Below are 17,221 nucleotides of genomic sequence, written 5' to 3'. Positions count from 1 at the left end.
TCAGAACGTCGTGAGACAGTTCGGTCCCTATCCGTCGTGGGCGTAGGAAATTTGAGAGGAGCTGTCCTTAGTACGAGAGGACCGGGATGGACGCACCGCTGGTGTACCAGTTGTTCTGCCAAGGGCATAGCTGGGTAGCTATGTGCGGAAGGGATAAGTGCTGAAAGCATCTAAGCATGAAGCCCCCCTCAAGATGAGATTTCCCATAGCGTAAGCTAGTAAGATCCCTGAAAGATGATCAGGTTGATAGGTTCGAGGTGGAAGCATGGTGACATGTGGAGCTGACGAATACTAATAGATCGAGGACTTAACCATATAATATGTAGCAAATGTTATCTAGTTTTGAAGGAATATGCCTTCATAGTTTGGTGATGATGGCAGAGAGGTCACACCCGTTCCCATACCGAACACGGAAGTTAAGCTCTCTAGCGCCGATGGTAGTTGGGACCTTGTCCCTGTGAGAGTAGGACGTCGCCAAGCAACTAAGCACGAGTCAAATGACTCGTGTTTTTTCGTGTTTTCTTTTATAATCCATAGTAATAAAAAATGTATTTAAATAATTATTATTTTGATTAAATACAGGGGAATGTGGCTAGGATAGTAAATAAGCAAAAGAGTTGCAAATTTTATTAATACGTATATAATTAAAGTCAAAGATAGTCAAAGTCAATAAAGGTGGCGGATAAATGAGAAATATATCTGATATCATTGAGCAATATCTAAAGCAAGTTATTGACTTAAGTAATAATAATGTGATTGAAATCAAGAGAAATGAGATTGCGGATCGATTCGAGTGCGTACCATCTCAAATCAATTATGTGATCAATACCCGTTTTACGTTAGAAAGAGGATTTGTAGTAGAAAGTAAACGTGGTGGAGGAGGTTACATTCGCATTATAAAAGTCAAACTGCATGACGATATAGACATTATTGATCAAATGCTTCATATGATTGATCATAGCGTTGCGCAAGGAAATGCAGAGAGTATGATTATACGTTTAATAGAAGAGGGAATCATAACGAATCGTGAAGCTAAACTTATGTTAAGCGTACTAGATCGTTCTGTATTATCAATGGATGTTCCTTCTCGAGATGAACTTAGGGCTCGAATATTATGCGCAATGTTAAGAACACTGAAATATAAATAAATACAGCTTTTGTAAAAGAATAATAACTAAAAGATAAGGCAGTTAAATATTGTAGAAGTTTTGAAAAAAGAACACGCACTTTTATGTAAACGAATAAAGGAAAGTGAACAGTCTAGTAATGTATGAAAAGTACTATGAGATAGATCGTTCCTGTTGTAAAGGTGGGGATAGTGATGACTTGTCAAAACTGTAATATAAGACCAGCAACTTTACATTATACAAAAGTAATTAACGAAAAGAAGGCGGAAGTTCATCTTTGTGAGCAATGTGCAGAACAAAGTGGCTATACGTCTTTCTTTCAATCATCGCAGTCTAACTTTTCATTCCATGATTTATTTGCTGGGTTATTACACGGTGAATCAACAATGTTTGAAGAAGAAAAAAGCGGATTTTCGAACACAAATATATTAAGATGTCCAAATTGTAAAATGACATATGAGCAACTTACAAAGGTAGGACGCTTTGGATGTGCTTCTTGTTACGATACATTTAAGGAACATTTAAAGCCGTTATTAAAACGCCTTCACGGCGGGCATACAGATCATTGTGGAAAAATTCCGAAGCGTATAGAAGGAAATATTCACTTAAAGAAAGAATTAGATGAACTAAAACTCATTCTGAAACAATACGTACAGAAAGAGGAATTTGAGAAAGCTGCTGGAGTAAGGGATAAAATTAGAAATATTGAAACTCAGCTTAGTGAGCATAGAGAGGGGGAATAGTTCTATGTCACTGGACAAAATTATGAATGAAGCGATTAGTCCATGGATGAAGGGAGATGGCCCTGATTCTGATATTGTTTTAAGTAGTCGAATTCGTTTGGCTCGTAATTTTAAAAAATATCAATTCTCTACTATGCAAAACGAAGAAGAAGCTAAACAGATTCAAGAATTATTTAAAAAGGAATTTATAAATAAAACAGTAGAACCTTTTGGAGAGTTTGAACTATTAAAAATGAATGAATTAACGCCTCTTCAAAGGAGAGTATTAGTTGAAAAGCATTTAATTAGTCCCAACCTTGCAGGAACAGAATATGGAGCGTGTCTATTGTCAGAAAACGAACATATTAGTGTTATGCTGAATGAAGAAGACCATATTCGGATTCAGTGCTTATTTTCAGGATTGCAGTTATCAGAGGCACTTCAAAGTGCCAATCAAATAGATAATTGGATTGAGAAAGAGGTTGAATATGCTTTTGATGAATCACTTGGATATATTACGAGCTGCCCTACTAACGTTGGTACAGGACTTAGGGCTTCCGTAATGATCCATTTACCAGGGCTCGTTTTAACGAAAAGAATTAGCCGTATTATACAAGTAATTCAAAAATTAGGGTTAGTAGTAAGAGGAATATACGGTGAAGGTAGCGAAGCGTTAGGTAATATATTTCAAGTGTCAAACCAAATGACGCTAGGAAAATCTGAAGAAGATATTATTGCAGATTTAAAGAGTGTCATTCAACAAATCATACAGCAAGAAAAGATGGCTAGAGAATTAATTGTACAAAATTCAAGTATTGAGCTTGAAGATAAAGTTTATCGCTCTTATGGCATACTAGCCAACAGTCGTTTAATTCAATCTGCGGAAGCAGCAAATTGCTTATCAGATTTACGACTTGGTATTGATTTAGGATATATAAAAGGTATATCGAGAAATATTTTGACTGAGCTAATGGTTCTTACACAACCAGGCATTTTACAACAATATGCGGGAGGACCTTTAGGGCCAGAAGAAAGAGATTATCGAAGAGCAACCTTAATCCGTGAGCGATTACGTATTGAAAAAAACTAAGCGCAAGTAGGAGGCGATTTCTATGATGTTTGGAAGATTTACAGAAAGAGCACAGAAAGTATTAGCTTTATCTCAAGAGGAAGCGATTCGTATTGGGCATAACAATATTGGAACAGAACATATTTTACTTGGGCTTGTACGCGAAGGTGAAGGAATTGCAGCAAAAGCGTTGATTGCTCTTGGATTAAGCCCGGAGAAAGTTCAAAAAGAAGTAGAAGCGTTAATTGGACGCGGAACAGAAGCTTCTCAAACCGTACATTATACACCGCGTGCTAAAAAGGTTATTGAGCTGTCTATGGATGAAGCTCGTAAATTAGGTCATTCTTACGTTGGAACAGAACATATTTTACTTGGTTTAATCCGCGAGGGTGAAGGGGTAGCAGCACGTGTTTTAAATAACTTAGGTGTTAGCTTAAATAAGGCAAGACAACAAGTATTGCAACTTCTTGGAAGTAATGAAGCAAGTTCAGGTCATCAAGGTGGTTCTTCAACAAATGCAAATACACCAACACTTGATAGCTTAGCACGTGATTTAACAGTTGTTGCACGTGAAAATCGTTTAGACCCTGTTATTGGACGTGGTAAAGAAATTCAACGTGTAATTGAAGTTTTAAGCCGTAGAACGAAAAACAATCCTGTATTAATTGGGGAGCCTGGTGTAGGTAAAACGGCAATTGCAGAAGGATTAGCACAACAAATCGTAAATAATGAAGTTCCTGAAACTTTAAGAGATAAGCGTGTTATGACACTAGATATGGGTACAGTGGTAGCCGGAACGAAATACCGTGGTGAATTTGAAGACCGTTTGAAGAAAGTAATGGATGAAATCCGCCAAGCAGGAAATATCATTCTATTTATTGATGAACTTCATACATTAATTGGTGCAGGTGGAGCAGAAGGTGCTATTGACGCATCGAACATTTTAAAACCATCTTTAGCTCGTGGGGAATTACAATGTATTGGAGCGACAACGTTAGATGAATATCGCAAATATATTGAAAAAGATGCAGCTTTAGAGAGACGTTTCCAACCAATTCACGTTGATGAGCCAAGTTTAGATGAATCAACTCAAATTTTGAAAGGTTTACGCGATCGTTATGAGGCACATCACCGCGTATCTATTACAGATGATGCAATTGATGCAGCTGTAAAGCTTTCAGATCGTTATATTACAGATCGTTTCTTACCAGATAAAGCAATTGATTTAATTGATGAAGCTGCTTCAAAGGTTCGCTTACGCTCTTATACAACACCACCAAATCTAAAAGAGCTTGAAGTGAAGCTTGAGGAAATTAGAAAAGAAAAAGATGCAGCTGTACAAAGTCAAGAGTTTGAAAAAGCTGCTTCCTTACGTGATATGGAACAACGTTTACGTGAGAAGTTAGAAGATACGAAGCGTCAATGGAAAGAGCAACAAGGAAAAGAAAACTCAGAAGTGACAGTAGAAGATATTGCAAATGTTGTTTCTACGTGGACTCGTATCCCGGTTTCTAAGCTTGCACAAACAGAGACTGATAAATTATTAAACTTAGAATCGATTCTTCACGATCGTGTTATTGGTCAAGATGAAGCGGTAGTAGCTGTGGCGAAAGCTGTTCGTCGTGCTAGAGCAGGTTTGAAAGATCCGAAACGTCCGATTGGTTCATTTATTTTCTTAGGACCAACAGGTGTAGGTAAAACGGAGCTAGCAAGAGCGTTGGCAGAATCTATGTTCGGTGATGAGGATGCAATGATTCGCATCGATATGTCTGAGTACATGGAGAAGCATTCTACTTCTCGTTTAGTTGGATCTCCTCCAGGATATGTTGGATATGAAGAAGGTGGACAATTAACAGAAAAGGTTCGCCGTAAGCCATATTCAGTTGTCTTATTAGATGAAGTAGAGAAAGCTCATCCTGATGTGTTTAACATTTTACTACAAGTATTAGAAGATGGTCGCTTAACAGATTCGAAAGGGCGTACAGTTGATTTCCGTAATACAATTGTTATTATGACATCTAACGTTGGTGCAGAAGCGTTAAAACGTAATAAACATCTTGGATTTAACGTACAAGATGAGAGCCGCGATTATTCAGATATGAAAGGTAAAGTAATGGATGAACTGAAAAAGGCATTCCGTCCAGAATTCTTAAACCGTATTGATGAAATTATCGTGTTCCATATGCTTGAGAAAAAACATATTCAAGAGATTGTAACACTTATGGTAAATCAGTTAGTAAATCGCTTAAAAGAGCAAGAAATTGAATTGCATTTAACAGAAGGAGCGATTTCGGCTATTGCTGATAAAGGGTTTGACCGAGAGTACGGTGCTCGTCCGCTTCGTAGAGCAATTCAGAAACATGTAGAAGATAGACTATCGGAAGAACTTTTAAAAGGTGCTATTGAGAAAGGACAAAAAGTTATCTTTGATGTTGAAGGAGAATCATTTGTCATTCATAGTGCTGAAAAGGTAAAATAAGTATAGACAAACTAAGAGGGCTACGAGATAGCCCTCTTTCTTGTACGATAAGGATAAATTGTTTATAGATGAAAGTGAAGTGAGATATAAAACGATATGGCTAAAAAGAAAACAAAATTCACATGTCAAGAGTGTGGGTATCAGTCACCAAAATATATGGGGAAATGCCCTGGATGTGGTCAATGGAATACGCTTGTTGAAGAGATGGAACCGGTTGTATCATCAAGGCGCCTTAATTATGCGAATGCAATTCAAACAGAAGTAACAAAACCAAGACGTCTAACAGAAGTGGAAACAAAGTCTGAGGCGCGTATTGAAACAAAATTTCAAGAATTTAACCGTGTACTTGGTGGCGGGATTGTAGATGGATCCTTAGTACTGATTGGTGGAGACCCCGGGATTGGAAAATCAACGTTACTATTACAAATATCATCACAATTAGCGGATTCTTCATATGATGTCCTATATATATCGGGTGAAGAATCAGCAAAACAGATTAAACTGCGTGCGGATCGTTTACATGTAAATGGTAGTAATCTATTTGTTGTATCAGAGACGGACTTACAGCGAATTGCAACACATATTGAAGAGGTGAACCCAGCCTTTGTTGTTATTGATTCTATTCAAACAATACATCTACCTGAAGTAACATCAGCACCGGGAAGTGTGGCACAAGTTCGTGAATGTACAGCGGAATTAATGAAACTTGCAAAAACGAAAGGAATCCCTATTTTTATCGTTGGACATGTGACAAAAGAGGGAGCGATTGCAGGACCTCGTATGTTAGAACATATGGTCGATGCAGTTCTTTACTTTGAAGGAGACCGTCATCATACATACCGCATTTTGCGAGCAGTAAAGAATCGTTTTGGTTCTACGAATGAAATGGGTATTTTTGAAATGAAAGAGCTTGGCCTTGCAGAAGTATTAAACCCTTCTGAAATTTTTCTTGAGGAAAGACCAGTTGGGGTTGCAGGATCAACAGTGGTTGCCTCAATGGAAGGAACAAGACCAGTTTTAGTAGAAATACAAGCATTAATTTCCCCTACTAGTTTTGGAAACCCTCGAAGAATGGCAACGGGAATTGATCATAACCGTGTATCGCTTATTATGGCAGTGCTAGAAAAAAGAACAGGCTTATTATTGCAAAATCAGGATGCATATTTAAAAGTAGCAGGTGGTTTGAAGTTAGATGAACCAGCAATTGATTTAGCTGTCGCTTTAAGTATAGCTTCAAGTTTTAGAGATAAATCTACGGCACCAACCGATGCAGTAATAGGAGAAGTAGGATTAACTGGAGAAATAAGAAGAGTATCAAGAATTGAACAACGTGTACAAGAAGCAGCTAAATTAGGATTTCAACGCGCTATTATTCCTAGAAAAAATTTGGGAGGATGGACAATTCCAGATGGGATTGAGGTAGTTGGTGTATCTAATTTAGGAGAAGCACTTCGTTTGACATTAGGAGGCTAGGCTATGGAAGAAAACAAGCAACGTGTCAAAAGTATGATTAATATTTTACAACTTGTGGCCCCGGGAACACCACTGCGCGAAGGGATAGATAATGTACTTCGCGCACAAACAGGGGGATTAATTGTTCTTGGATATAATGAGCAGATTAAAAGTATTGTTGATGGAGGTTTTCATATTAATTGTGCATTCTCTCCAGCTAGTTTATATGAATTAGCAAAAATGGATGGGGCACTTATTTTAAATGAAACGGGAAGTAAAATTTTGATTTCGAACGCACAGTTAGTTCCAGAGTCATCTATTGACTCTATTGAGACAGGTATGCGCCACCGAACGGCGGAGCGTGTAGCAAAGCAGACAGGCAGCCTTGTTGTGGCTATTTCACAAAGACGTAACGTAATTACGCTATATCAAGGGAATTTACGTTATACACTAAAAGATATAGGCGTTATTTTAACAAAGGCGAATCAAGCTATCCAAACGTTAGAAAAATATAAGGCTGTATGGAATGATGGGATTACGAATTTGGGCATTCTAGAATTTGAAGAGGTTGTTACAATGTCCGAGGTAGTCCATGTTTTACATAGTGTTGAAATGGTACTACGTATTAAAAATGAAATATTGAGCTATATTCATGAATTGGGAACAGAAGGTAGGTTAATTCGTTTACAACTTACGGAACTATTAGCCGACTTAGAAGCAGAGGCAGCGCTATTAATTAAAGATTACTATCAAGAAAAAACACAAGACCATCATCAAATTTTGAAAAAGTTACAAGAACTTGCGAATACACAACTTCTAGAGGACAGTGATTTAGTTAAATTGCTTGGATACCCAGGACAAACGAGTTTAGAAGAAAGTGTGACGCCGAGAGGATACCGAATCACAAGCAAAATTTCGCGTGTTCCACCACTTATCATTGAAAATTTAATTAATCGATTTAAAACTTTGCAAGGTGTTTGTCGTGCAACTATTAATGAATTAGATGATGTGGAAGGAATTGGAGAAGTCAGGGCGAAGAAAATACGAGAAGGCCTAAAAAGAATTCAAGAGCATCTCTATATGAGTAGACACAATTAAGAATATTACATTGATTCCATAATATAACGACACTAGAACATTTTTGGTATATGATATGATATATTGGTAAATAAAACTATTTATAAAAAAACACGTCCGCTTTTGCATTCGGCGTTTTGATTAGCGAAACAATGGTTAATAATGAGTAGGAGGTGGTTGGATGTTAAAACGGATTGTACAGCTCTTCTTTTTAGTAATCGGGGGAGCGTTAGGGATTTACTTAATCCCAAAAGTTATTAATGTATTAGACATCGGTGCCGTTCCTTTATTGGAAGGATCGTATGTTCGTGCAATTATTGGTGCAATTATTTTATTTTTAACAACATTTTGGCTTGTAGATTATATTGTTCAACTTATTAAGCATATTGAAGAGGCTCTTGTAAAAGCGCCTGTAGCAGATGTTTTGTTTGGTACATTAGGTTTAATCTCTGGGCTTATTGTTGCGTATTTAATTTTAATACCAATTCGTGAATTTACAATTCCAGTTATTAGTACAGTGTTGCAAGTGTTCTTTACTCTTTTACTAGGATATTTAGGATTCCAAGTAGGGTTTAAAAAGAGGAATGAATTGCTAGGATTATTTACATTACCACAACGTGGGAAGAAGAAAAATAATAATAGTGAGAATGAAGAACCAGAAAATGAGGTAGAAGAATCTTTAGCGCATTGGAAAATTCTCGATACAAGTGTAATTATCGATGGACGTATTGCTGATATTTGCCAAACAAAGTTTTTAGAAGGAACAATTGTCATTCCGCAATTCGTGTTAGAAGAACTTCAGCACATTGCCGATTCTTCTGATGCTTTAAAACGTAATCGTGGTCGCAGAGGATTAGATATTTTAAATCGTATTCAAAAAGAGATGCCGATCCCGGTAGAAATTTATGAAGGCGATTTCGATGATATTCAGGAAGTGGATAGCAAACTTGTAAAGTTGGCGAAAATCACTGGTGGAACGGTAGTAACGAATGACTTCAACTTAAACAAAGTCTCTGAATTACAAGGGGTAACGGTGTTAAACATTAATGATTTAGCTAATGCAATTAAACCTGTTGTACTCCCAGGTGAAGAATTAAGTGTGTATGTTGTAAAAGATGGAAAAGAACAAAATCAAGGTGTAGCATATTTAGATGACGGCACGATGATTGTAGTAGAAGATGGTAGAGAATATGTAGGCTCACAACTCGATGTACTCGTTACGAGTGTGTTACAAACGTCGGCTGGGCGCATGATTTTTGCCAAACGTAAATTATTAGAAAAAGCATTATAAGTAGAGGATTATTAATATGTATACATTAATTATTCCAGCAGCTGGTCAAGGAAAGCGGATGGGTGCTGGCAAAAATAAGTTGTTCTTACTTATTAATGAAGTACCGATTATTGTGCATACGTTACGTGCTTTCGAACAGGATAAAGCATGTAAAAATATTATTATGGCAATTAACGAAGAAGAGCGTCCGTATTTTGAAGAGTTAATGCAAAAGTATCCGGTTGCAAAGCCAGTACAATTTATTCAAGGTGGAGCTGAAAGACAAGATAGTGTATATAATGCGATTCAGCATACGAGTGATGTTGAGTATGTTCTTGTACATGACGGTGCGCGCCCGTTCGTAACGAACAAAGTGATCCAAGATGTATTAACTGCAGCAGAAAAATATGGAGCTTCCATTTGTGCGGTGCCAGTGAAAGATACTGTTAAGAAAGTAGAGCAGGGTGTTGTTGTCGAAACGGTAGAAAGATCTCAACTTAAAGCTGTTCAAACACCGCAAGGGTTCTCTGTTTCTCTTTTGTTAGAAGCTCATAGAAGTGCGAAGCAGAGTTGTTTCCTTGGTACAGATGATGCAAGTCTCGTAGAACGTATCGGGAAGCAAGTAGGTGTAGTAGAGGGGAGTTACTATAATATTAAAGTGACGACCCCAGAGGATTTACTAATTGCTGAAAGTTTTCTTCACGTTCAAAAGAAATGATAGCAATGATTATAGCGAAGAGAAGCTCGGCAAAGGCCGGGCTTTTCTTTATAAGGATAGCGATATAATATAGAATCATAAAGCTCAGTAGTTTAGCTCGAGGAGGATGTAAAAAATGTTTCGAATTGGACAAGGTTTTGATGTGCATGAATTCGCGGAAGGTAGACCGTTAATTATTGGCGGAATTACAATTCCACATGAGAAAGGATTAATCGGTCACTCTGATGCAGATGTATTGTTACATACAATCGCGGATGCGTGTTTAGGTGCAATTGCAGCAGGAGATATTGGGAAACATTTTCCTGATACAGACCCTGCCTTTAAAGATGCTGATTCAGCTGTATTATTGCAAAAGGTTTGGGAGTTTGTGCGTGAACAAGGTTATGAATTAGGGAATTTAGATTGTACAATTATTGCTCAAAAGCCAAAAATGGCACCAAATATTGAAAGTATGCGCAAACGCATTAGTGAGCTATTAGAAACGTCTATCGATAATATCAATGTAAAGGCAACAACAACAGAAAAATTAGGATTTACAGGTAGAGAAGAAGGAATTGCTTCTCAAGCAGTTGTTTTATTACAGAAAAAATAATGGTTTTTAATTCGTAAGATGGATAATCACATTTTTTTGGTGTACAATTATAGAATGTGTTGACATTAAGAATGGAAGGTGTACCAATTATGGAAAAGCAAGTGAGAGTGCGCTATGCGCCAAGTCCAACAGGACACTTACATATCGGAAATGCGCGTACGGCATTATTTAATTATTTATTTGCTCGTCATCAAGATGGTAAGTTTATTATTCGTATTGAAGATACTGATGTAAAACGTAATGTTGCTGGTGGAGAAGAAAGCCAATTAAAATACTTGAAATGGCTCGGTATGGACTGGGATGAAGGTGTTGATGTTGGTGGTGAATTTGGACCATATCGTCAAACAGAGCGTTTAGATATTTATAAAAAGTTATATGAAGATTTATTAGAGCGTGGTTTAGCTTACAAATGTTATATGACAGAAGAAGAGCTAGAAGCAGAACGCGAAGGGCAAATTGCTCGTGGTGAAACACCTCGTTACGCAGGTAACCACCGTGATTTAACTGAAGCGCAAGTGAAAGAATTTGAAGCTGAGGGACGTATTCCAAGTATTCGTTTCCGCGTACCAGCTGACCGTGATTACACATTTAAAGATATTGTAAAAGATGAAGTTGCATTCCATTCAAATGATTTCGGTGATTTCGTTATCGTGAAAAAAGATGGAATTCCAACTTATAACTTTGCAGTAGCAGTAGATGATCACTTAATGGAAATTACACACGTACTTCGTGGTGATGACCATATTTCAAACACGCCAAAACAAATGATGATTTATGAAGCTTTCGGTTGGGATATTCCGCAATTCGGTCATATGACTTTAATTGTAAATGAAAGCCGTAAAAAATTAAGTAAGCGTGATGAATCTATTATTCAATTTATTGAGCAATATAAAGAGCTTGGATATCTTCCAGAAGCAATCTTTAACTTTATTGCACTACTAGGTTGGTCGCCAGTAGGAGAAGAAGAAATCTTCTCTCAAGAAGAGTTTATCAAAATGTTTGATGCAGCTCGTTTATCAAAATCACCTGCATTATTTGATTCTCAAAAACTAAAATGGATGAACAACCAATATATGAAAAAGCAAGATTTAGATACGGTGGTAGAATTAAGCTTACCGCATTTAGTGAAGGCTGGACGTATAGGTGAAACTTTAAGTGAACAAGAACAAGCTTGGATTCGTGATGTAATTGCGTTATATCATGAACAAATGAGCTTTGGAGCTGAAATTGTAGAGCTTTCTGAAATGTTCTTCAAAGATCATGTTGATTATGAAGAAGAAGGACAAGAAGTATTAAAAGGTGAACAAGTACCAGAAGTACTTCGTGCATTTGCTGGTCAAGTAGAAGCACTAGAAGCTATGGAACCGGCAGCAATTAAGGCGGCTATTAAAGCAGTTCAAAAGGAAACAGGTCATAAAGGTAAAAACTTATTTATGCCAATCCGTGTTGCAACTACTGGTCAAACACACGGTCCAGAGCTTCCTAATGCTATTGCACTTCTTGGAAAAGAAAAAGTTTTAAATCGTCTTCAAAAAGTAATTGGTTAACATTTTCTAGGTTTAGAAATATAATAAGTATACTTAAAACCTAATAAGGAAAAGCGACGAGAAGGAGAAGTAGAAAATCAGGCTTTTTACAGAGAGAACCACCTTAGGCTGGAAGTGGTTTATAAGCGGATTTTTGAAATGCCCCTTCGAGTCTTCTGCTGAACAGCAAATTGTTTTGCGAAACGTCTTAGGACGTAAAGTAAGCAGAAGCGGTGTACACCGTTATCAGAGATGAGTTTGAGGCTTTTTTTAGCCTAAACAGAGTGGAACCGCGCTTATAAGGCGTCTCTGTCAATATGACAGAGACGCCTTTTTTTATACCGTAAAATTGGGTATGAGTATAAGTTTTATCCACGTGTATAAAGATTTAGGGGGATAAGTAGGGAGTTAGTTCACTCGAAAAAGCAGCCCATAAAGGGGAGGGAACGTCGATGTTTAAGAGGCTTCGGGAAGATATTGAAGTCGTTTTTGAACAGGATCCAGCGGCAAGAAGTTATTTCGAAGTCATTTTGACTTACTCTGGATTACATGCAGTTTGGGCCCATCGAATTGCACATGCTTTTTATAAAAAGAATTTCTTCTTTATTGCACGTTGGATCTCACAAGTTAGTCGTTTCTTTACTGGCATTGAGATTCATCCAGGAGCAACAATTGGTCGTCGTTTTTTCATTGACCATGGAATGGGAGTTGTAATTGGAGAAACGTGCGAAATTGGTGATAATGTAACGATCTATCAAGGAGTTACATTAGGTGGTACGGGTAAAGAAAAGGGAAAGAGGCACCCTACAATTCAGGATAATGTATTAATTGCCACAGGTGCTAAAGTACTGGGTTCTATTACAGTTGGAGAGAATTCTAAAATTGGAGCAGGTTCTGTCGTATTAAAAGAAGTCCCTGCACATTCTACAGTTGTAGGTATACCAGGCCGAGTCGTTATTCAAAATGGCGTAAAGATTGGTCAAGAATTGAATCATTCCGATCTTCCAGACCCAATTTTTGATAAATTAAAGGTCATGGAAGTAGAACTTGATAAATTGAAAAAACAACTTGAAGTAAAGGTAGAAAGGAAGGATAAAAATGACTATTCACATTTATAATACGTTAACACGTCAAAAGGAAGAGTTTATTCCATTAGAAGAAAATAAGGTAAAGATGTATGTATGCGGACCTACAGTTTATAACTATATTCACATCGGGAACGCAAGACCACCTATGGTATTTGATACAGTGCGCCGTTATTTAGAATATAAAGGATACGATGTGCAGTATGTATCTAACTTTACTGACGTAGATGATAAATTAATTAAAGCGGCAAATGAGTTAGGCGAAGATGTGCCGACAATTGCGGACCGTTTCGTGGAAGCGTACTTTGAAGATGTAACGGCACTAGGTTGCAAACATGCAACAGTTCATCCGCGTGTAACAGAAAATATGGATATCATTATTGAATTTATTCAAGAACTTGTGAATAAAGGATATGCATATGAATCAGAAGGGGATGTGTACTTTAGAACGAAGGAATTCGAAGGGTACGGTAAGTTATCACATCAACCGATTGCGGACTTACGTCACGGTGCGCGTATTGAAGTAGGAGAAAAGAAACAAGACCCTCTTGATTTTGCACTATGGAAAGCTGCGAAAGAAGGAGAAATCTTCTGGGAAAGCCCTTGGGGTCAAGGTCGCCCAGGCTGGCATATCGAGTGCTCGGCAATGGCGCGTAAATACTTAGGGGATACAATTGATATTCACGCTGGTGGTCAAGACTTGGCATTTCCTCATCACGAGAATGAAATCGCGCAGTCTGAGGCGTTAACAGGAAAAACATTTGCACGTTATTGGATGCACAATGGATATATTAATATTAATAATGAGAAAATGTCTAAGTCACTTGGGAACTTCATTTTAGTTCACGATATCATTAAGCAATATGATCCGCAGTTAATTAGATTCTTTATGCTATCAGTACACTACCGTCACCCAATTAATTTCAGTGAAGAGTTATTACGAAGCACAAATAACGGACTGGAAAGAATTAAAACAGCTTACGGTAATTTAAAACACCGTATGGAAAGTAGTACGGATTTAACAGATCATGATGAGAAGTGGTTAGCTGACCTGAAAAAATTCCAAACTGCATTTGAAGAAGCGATGAATGATGACTTCAATACTGCCAATGCAATCACTGAGTTATATAATGTAGCAAATCATGCAAATCAATATTTACTGGAAGAACATACGTCTACAGTGGTAATTGAAGCATACGTAAAACAACTTGAAACATTATTTGATATTCTAGGGTTAGAATTAGCGCAAGAAGAGTTACTAGATGAAGAAATTGAAGCGCTTATTCAAAAACGTATTGAAGCTCGTAAAAATCGTGATTTTGCATTATCAGATCAAATTCGCGATGATTTAAAAGATCGTAATATTATTTTAGAAGATACCGCTCAAGGTACAAGATGGAAAAGAGGATAAGAATGATTGATGCAAAGCAATTAAACAGCTTAGCGTTAGCATATATGGGTGATGCGGTATATGAACAATATATCCGCTATCACCTACTTCAAAAAGGGAAGGTTCGTCCTAATCAGTTGCATCGATTAGGGACAAGCTTTGTTTCGGCAAAAGCACAGGCGAAAGTTGTTTATCATTTATTAGAGACAGCGTTTTTAACTGAGGAAGAAGAGGCAGTACTAAGAAGAGGACGTAATGCAAATTCAGGTACTGTTCCGAAAAATACAGATGTACAAACATATCGACATAGTACAGCCTTTGAAGCGTTAATTGGCTATCATCACTTATTAAATAATCGTGAAAGATTAGACGAAATTGTATATAAGGCAATTGCTGTTCTAGAAGAAAAGGAAGGGGGCACATCATCATGAGTAGTGAATATATTATCGGACGTAACCCTGTAATTGAAGCGTTACGATCAGGGAGAGATATTAATAAAATTTGGATTGCAGAAGGTGCTGCCAAAGGACAAGTACAAATTGTACTAGCACTAGCGAAAGAAAATAAAATTATTTTGCAACATGCACCAAAAAAGAAGTTAGATCAATTAGTTGAGGGGAACCATCAAGGTGTAATTGCTCAAGTGGCCGCATATCAATATGCTGAGCTAGAAGATCTATTCAAAGTAGCAGAGAAGCGTAATGAAGATCCATTCTTCTTAATTTTAGATGAAATTGAAGACCCGCATAACCTCGGTTCTATTATGCGTACTGCGGACGCGACAGGAGCTCATGGAATTATAATTCCGAAAAGAAGAGCTGTGGGACTTACTGCATCAGTTGCGAAAGCATCTACTGGGGCAATTGAATATATTCCTGTTGCACGTGTAACGAATTTATCTCGTACAATCGATGAATTAAAAGAACGTGGACTTTGGATTGCTGGTACAGATGCAAAAGGAAAAACGGATTACCGTAATTTAGATGGTAAAATGCCAATTGGATTAGTAATTGGAAGTGAAGGAAAAGGTATGAGTCGTATTATTGGTGAAAAATGTGATTTCTTAATTACTTTACCGATGGTTGGTAAAGTTACATCCTTAAATGCTTCAGTGGCCGCAAGTTTGTTAATGTATGAGGTATATCGTAAACGTAACGAAATTGGTAAATAAAAAATGAACGATATTTTAATCGTTGACGGTTACAACATTATTGGAGCTTGGGGAGACTTGAAAAAACTACGGGATGTAGATTTGCAATCATCAAGAGATGCACTGATTGATAAGATGGCGGATTACCAAGGTTACACAGGTACAAAGGTAATGATCGTTTTTGATGCTTATACAGTCCACGGTATTGAAAAAAAGATGAAACAATCACGTGTGGAAGTTATATTCACGAGGAAGAATCAAACTGCAGATGAAAAGATAGAGCAACTTGCAATTGAGCTTAGAAATATAAATACGCAAATATATGTTGCGACTTCTGATTATACGGAACAATGGGTTATATTTGCTCAAGGTGCGCTCCGGAAATCTGCGCGGGAATTAGAGTTGGAAGTACAAGCGATGGAGCAACAAGTAAGAAGGCGTACACAAGACACAAAAGAAAAGCAACCTGCTATGCGAAAGATATTTAGTAAAGATATTACAGAAAAGTTAGAAAAATTAAGAAGAGGAGAGCGTTGAAGCATTGACGCTCTTTGTCTTTTTACTGTATAATATTTCTAAATAAATAGCGGTCGGAGGGATCAAGGTGGAAGCAGGCTTCGTAAGTGTAGGCGACGTTACATTTCGTGATTTAGAAGATGAGGCAATCGTTGAGTTAGTTCGAAAAGGTAATACTGACGCTCTAGAATATTTGATTCACAAATATAAGAACTTTGTTCGCGCGAAATCGAGATCTTATTTCTTAGTGGGTGCCGATCGAGAAGATATTGTTCAAGAAGGTATGATTGGATTGTTTAAAGCGATTCGTGATTATAAAGAGGACAAGCTGTCTTCATTCAAAGCATTTGCTGAACTGTGTATCACTCGACAAATTATTACCGCTATTAAAACAGCAACCAGGCAAAAACATATTCCGTTAAATTCATATGTGTCTTTAGATAAACCGATTTATGACGAGGAATCTGATCGGACATTATTAGATGTTATTTCGGAAGCGAAGGTAACTGATCCTGAAGAAATGATTATAAGTCAGGAAGAATATACCGACATAGAATCTAAAATATCTGAATTATTAAGCGATTTAGAAAGAAAAGTGCTTTCTTTATATCTAGACGGTCGTTCTTATCAAGAGATTTCGGAACAGTTAAATAGACATGTGAAATCTATTGATAACGCTTTACAGAGAGTGAAGCGGAAATTGGAACGATATATGGAAATGAGAGAGAGTACCACTTCAAATTAATAACAAGAGCTACAGGTGTAAAAAATCACCTGTTTTCTTTTTGTAGCGAGTACAAAAGGCATGTCATTGACATTGTCTTTTATTGTATGATACATTTTTAGGGACATAATGTTACAAGGTTGGTGTAACTAATGAGGAAAAAAGTTGTACTCTCATGTGAAGAGTGTAAAAATCGAAACTACTCTACGATGAAAGATACGAGCTCAGTAGAGCGACTTGAAATAAAGAAATTTTGTAAAACATGCAATCAGCATACAGTTCACAAGGAAACAAAATAAATAATTGAAATAATACACTGGAGGT

Annotated in this window: 17 protein-coding genes, 2 rRNA genes and 1 other annotated feature (1 of these 20 running past the window's edge); all 19 genes read left to right on the top strand. The window is 37.2% G+C overall.

Annotated elements, in window-relative coordinates; genetic code table 11:
* Window positions 1-315 (top strand): 23S ribosomal RNA (locus QCI47_RS27780) (it extends 2,608 nt beyond the left edge of the window).
* A gap of 49 nt (window positions 316-364) precedes the next feature.
* A 5S ribosomal RNA gene (gene rrf / locus QCI47_RS27775) occupies window positions 365-480 on the top strand.
* A gap of 206 nt (window positions 481-686) precedes the next feature.
* The gene (gene ctsR, locus QCI47_RS27770; RefSeq protein ID WP_001244563.1) at window positions 687-1,148 is read left to right on the top strand and encodes a transcriptional regulator CtsR; all 462 of its coding nucleotides are present in this window, start codon (window positions 687-689) and stop codon (window positions 1,146-1,148) included.
* A 173-nt stretch (window positions 1,149-1,321) separates the two neighbouring features.
* Window positions 1,322-1,870, top strand: coding sequence for a protein-arginine kinase activator protein McsA (gene mcsA, locus QCI47_RS27765; RefSeq protein ID WP_000128381.1), 549 nt, complete (start codon window positions 1,322-1,324; stop codon window positions 1,868-1,870).
* A 4-nt stretch (window positions 1,871-1,874) separates the two neighbouring features.
* A complete protein-coding gene (gene mcsB / locus QCI47_RS27760; RefSeq protein ID WP_000050825.1) occupies window positions 1,875-2,939 on the top strand; it encodes a protein-arginine kinase McsB in 1,065 nt (354 codons plus the stop codon).
* A 22-nt stretch (window positions 2,940-2,961) separates the two neighbouring features.
* Window positions 2,962-5,397, top strand: a complete 2,436-nt coding sequence (clpC, locus tag QCI47_RS27755) for an ATP-dependent protease ATP-binding subunit ClpC (protein WP_000971179.1) — start codon at window positions 2,962-2,964, stop codon at window positions 5,395-5,397.
* A gap of 96 nt (window positions 5,398-5,493) precedes the next feature.
* Window positions 5,494-6,870 carry a DNA repair protein RadA gene (gene radA, locus QCI47_RS27750; protein ID WP_001085212.1) on the top strand — a complete coding sequence of 459 codons (1,377 nt, stop codon included), beginning with the start codon at window positions 5,494-5,496 and terminating at the stop codon, window positions 6,868-6,870.
* 3 nt (window positions 6,871-6,873) lie between these two features.
* Complete coding sequence (gene disA / locus QCI47_RS27745; protein WP_000392171.1) at window positions 6,874-7,947, top strand: DNA integrity scanning diadenylate cyclase DisA; 1,074 nt, start codon at window positions 6,874-6,876, stop codon at window positions 7,945-7,947.
* 160 nt (window positions 7,948-8,107) lie between these two features.
* Complete coding sequence (locus QCI47_RS27740) at window positions 8,108-9,217, top strand: PIN/TRAM domain-containing protein (RefSeq protein WP_000919684.1); 1,110 nt, start codon at window positions 8,108-8,110, stop codon at window positions 9,215-9,217.
* A 16-nt stretch (window positions 9,218-9,233) separates the two neighbouring features.
* On the top strand, window positions 9,234-9,914 hold the full coding sequence (ispD, locus tag QCI47_RS27735) for a 2-C-methyl-D-erythritol 4-phosphate cytidylyltransferase (RefSeq protein WP_000288304.1): 681 nt from the start codon (window positions 9,234-9,236) through the stop codon (window positions 9,912-9,914).
* Window positions 9,915-10,029: 115 nt separating this feature from the next.
* On the top strand, window positions 10,030-10,506 hold the full coding sequence (gene ispF, locus QCI47_RS27730) for a 2-C-methyl-D-erythritol 2,4-cyclodiphosphate synthase (protein WP_353811998.1): 477 nt from the start codon (window positions 10,030-10,032) through the stop codon (window positions 10,504-10,506).
* Between the two features lie 89 nt (window positions 10,507-10,595).
* Window positions 10,596-12,053: a glutamate--tRNA ligase gene (gltX, locus tag QCI47_RS27725; RefSeq protein WP_000415154.1), complete on the top strand. Its 1,458-nt coding sequence runs from the start codon at window positions 10,596-10,598 to the stop codon at window positions 12,051-12,053.
* A gap of 47 nt (window positions 12,054-12,100) precedes the next feature.
* Window positions 12,101-12,346: a binding site (T-box leader), on the top strand.
* A gap of 138 nt (window positions 12,347-12,484) precedes the next feature.
* A complete protein-coding gene (gene cysE, locus QCI47_RS27720; RefSeq protein WP_000476500.1) occupies window positions 12,485-13,150 on the top strand; it encodes a serine O-acetyltransferase in 666 nt (221 codons plus the stop codon).
* On the top strand, window positions 13,131-14,528 hold the full coding sequence (gene cysS, locus QCI47_RS27715) for a cysteine--tRNA ligase (RefSeq protein WP_000152257.1): 1,398 nt from the start codon (window positions 13,131-13,133) through the stop codon (window positions 14,526-14,528). Before cysE ends, cysS begins: the two co-directional genes overlap by 20 nt.
* A 2-nt stretch (window positions 14,529-14,530) precedes the next feature.
* Window positions 14,531-14,938 (top strand): Mini-ribonuclease 3, encoded by a 408-nt coding sequence (locus QCI47_RS27710; protein ID WP_000564261.1) that lies wholly within the window; start codon window positions 14,531-14,533, stop codon window positions 14,936-14,938.
* Window positions 14,935-15,678, top strand: coding sequence for a 23S rRNA (guanosine(2251)-2'-O)-methyltransferase RlmB (gene rlmB / locus QCI47_RS27705; protein WP_000093759.1), 744 nt, complete (start codon window positions 14,935-14,937; stop codon window positions 15,676-15,678). The genes QCI47_RS27710 and rlmB overlap by 4 nt, the downstream gene beginning before the upstream one ends.
* A 3-nt stretch (window positions 15,679-15,681) precedes the next feature.
* Entirely contained in the window at window positions 15,682-16,194 is a 513-nt protein-coding gene (locus QCI47_RS27700; protein WP_000997883.1) for an NYN domain-containing protein, read from the top strand.
* A 67-nt stretch (window positions 16,195-16,261) separates the two neighbouring features.
* Entirely contained in the window at window positions 16,262-16,918 is a 657-nt protein-coding gene (locus tag QCI47_RS27695) for an RNA polymerase factor sigma-70 (protein ID WP_000387199.1), read from the top strand.
* Between the two features lie 131 nt (window positions 16,919-17,049).
* Window positions 17,050-17,196 (top strand): 50S ribosomal protein L33, encoded by a 147-nt coding sequence (gene rpmG / locus QCI47_RS27690; protein WP_002070160.1) that lies wholly within the window; start codon window positions 17,050-17,052, stop codon window positions 17,194-17,196.
* Window positions 17,197-17,221 lie beyond the last annotated feature (25 nt).

Origin of the sequence: Bacillus cereus group sp. RP29 (assembly GCF_040459765.1) — a bacterium.
Lineage (GTDB): Bacteria > Bacillota > Bacilli > Bacillales > Bacillaceae_G > Bacillus_A > Bacillus_A paranthracis.
This window is presented reverse-complemented; position numbering and strand designations above follow the sequence as displayed.

Bases quoted from the DNA above. Each gene is read 5' to 3' on its own strand.
- ctsR (WP_001244563.1), top strand. From the start codon at position 687: ATGAGAAATATATCTGATATCATTGAGCAATATCTAAAGCAAGTTATT.
- mcsA (WP_000128381.1), top strand. From the start codon at position 1,322: ATGACTTGTCAAAACTGTAATATAAGACCAGCAACTTTACATTATACA.
- mcsB (WP_000050825.1), top strand. From the start codon at position 1,875: ATGTCACTGGACAAAATTATGAATGAAGCGATTAGTCCATGGATGAAG.
- clpC (WP_000971179.1), top strand. From the start codon at position 2,962: ATGATGTTTGGAAGATTTACAGAAAGAGCACAGAAAGTATTAGCTTTA.
- radA (WP_001085212.1), top strand. From the start codon at position 5,494: ATGGCTAAAAAGAAAACAAAATTCACATGTCAAGAGTGTGGGTATCAG.
- disA (WP_000392171.1), top strand. From the start codon at position 6,874: ATGGAAGAAAACAAGCAACGTGTCAAAAGTATGATTAATATTTTACAA.
- QCI47_RS27740 (WP_000919684.1), top strand. From the start codon at position 8,108: ATGTTAAAACGGATTGTACAGCTCTTCTTTTTAGTAATCGGGGGAGCG.
- ispD (WP_000288304.1), top strand. From the start codon at position 9,234: ATGTATACATTAATTATTCCAGCAGCTGGTCAAGGAAAGCGGATGGGT.
- ispF (WP_353811998.1), top strand. From the start codon at position 10,030: ATGTTTCGAATTGGACAAGGTTTTGATGTGCATGAATTCGCGGAAGGT.
- gltX (WP_000415154.1), top strand. From the start codon at position 10,596: ATGGAAAAGCAAGTGAGAGTGCGCTATGCGCCAAGTCCAACAGGACAC.
- cysE (WP_000476500.1), top strand. From the start codon at position 12,485: ATGTTTAAGAGGCTTCGGGAAGATATTGAAGTCGTTTTTGAACAGGAT.
- cysS (WP_000152257.1), top strand. From the start codon at position 13,131: ATGACTATTCACATTTATAATACGTTAACACGTCAAAAGGAAGAGTTT.
- QCI47_RS27710 (WP_000564261.1), top strand. From the start codon at position 14,531: ATGATTGATGCAAAGCAATTAAACAGCTTAGCGTTAGCATATATGGGT.
- rlmB (WP_000093759.1), top strand. From the start codon at position 14,935: ATGAGTAGTGAATATATTATCGGACGTAACCCTGTAATTGAAGCGTTA.
- QCI47_RS27700 (WP_000997883.1), top strand. From the start codon at position 15,682: ATGAACGATATTTTAATCGTTGACGGTTACAACATTATTGGAGCTTGG.
- rpmG (WP_002070160.1), top strand. From the start codon at position 17,050: ATGAGGAAAAAAGTTGTACTCTCATGTGAAGAGTGTAAAAATCGAAAC.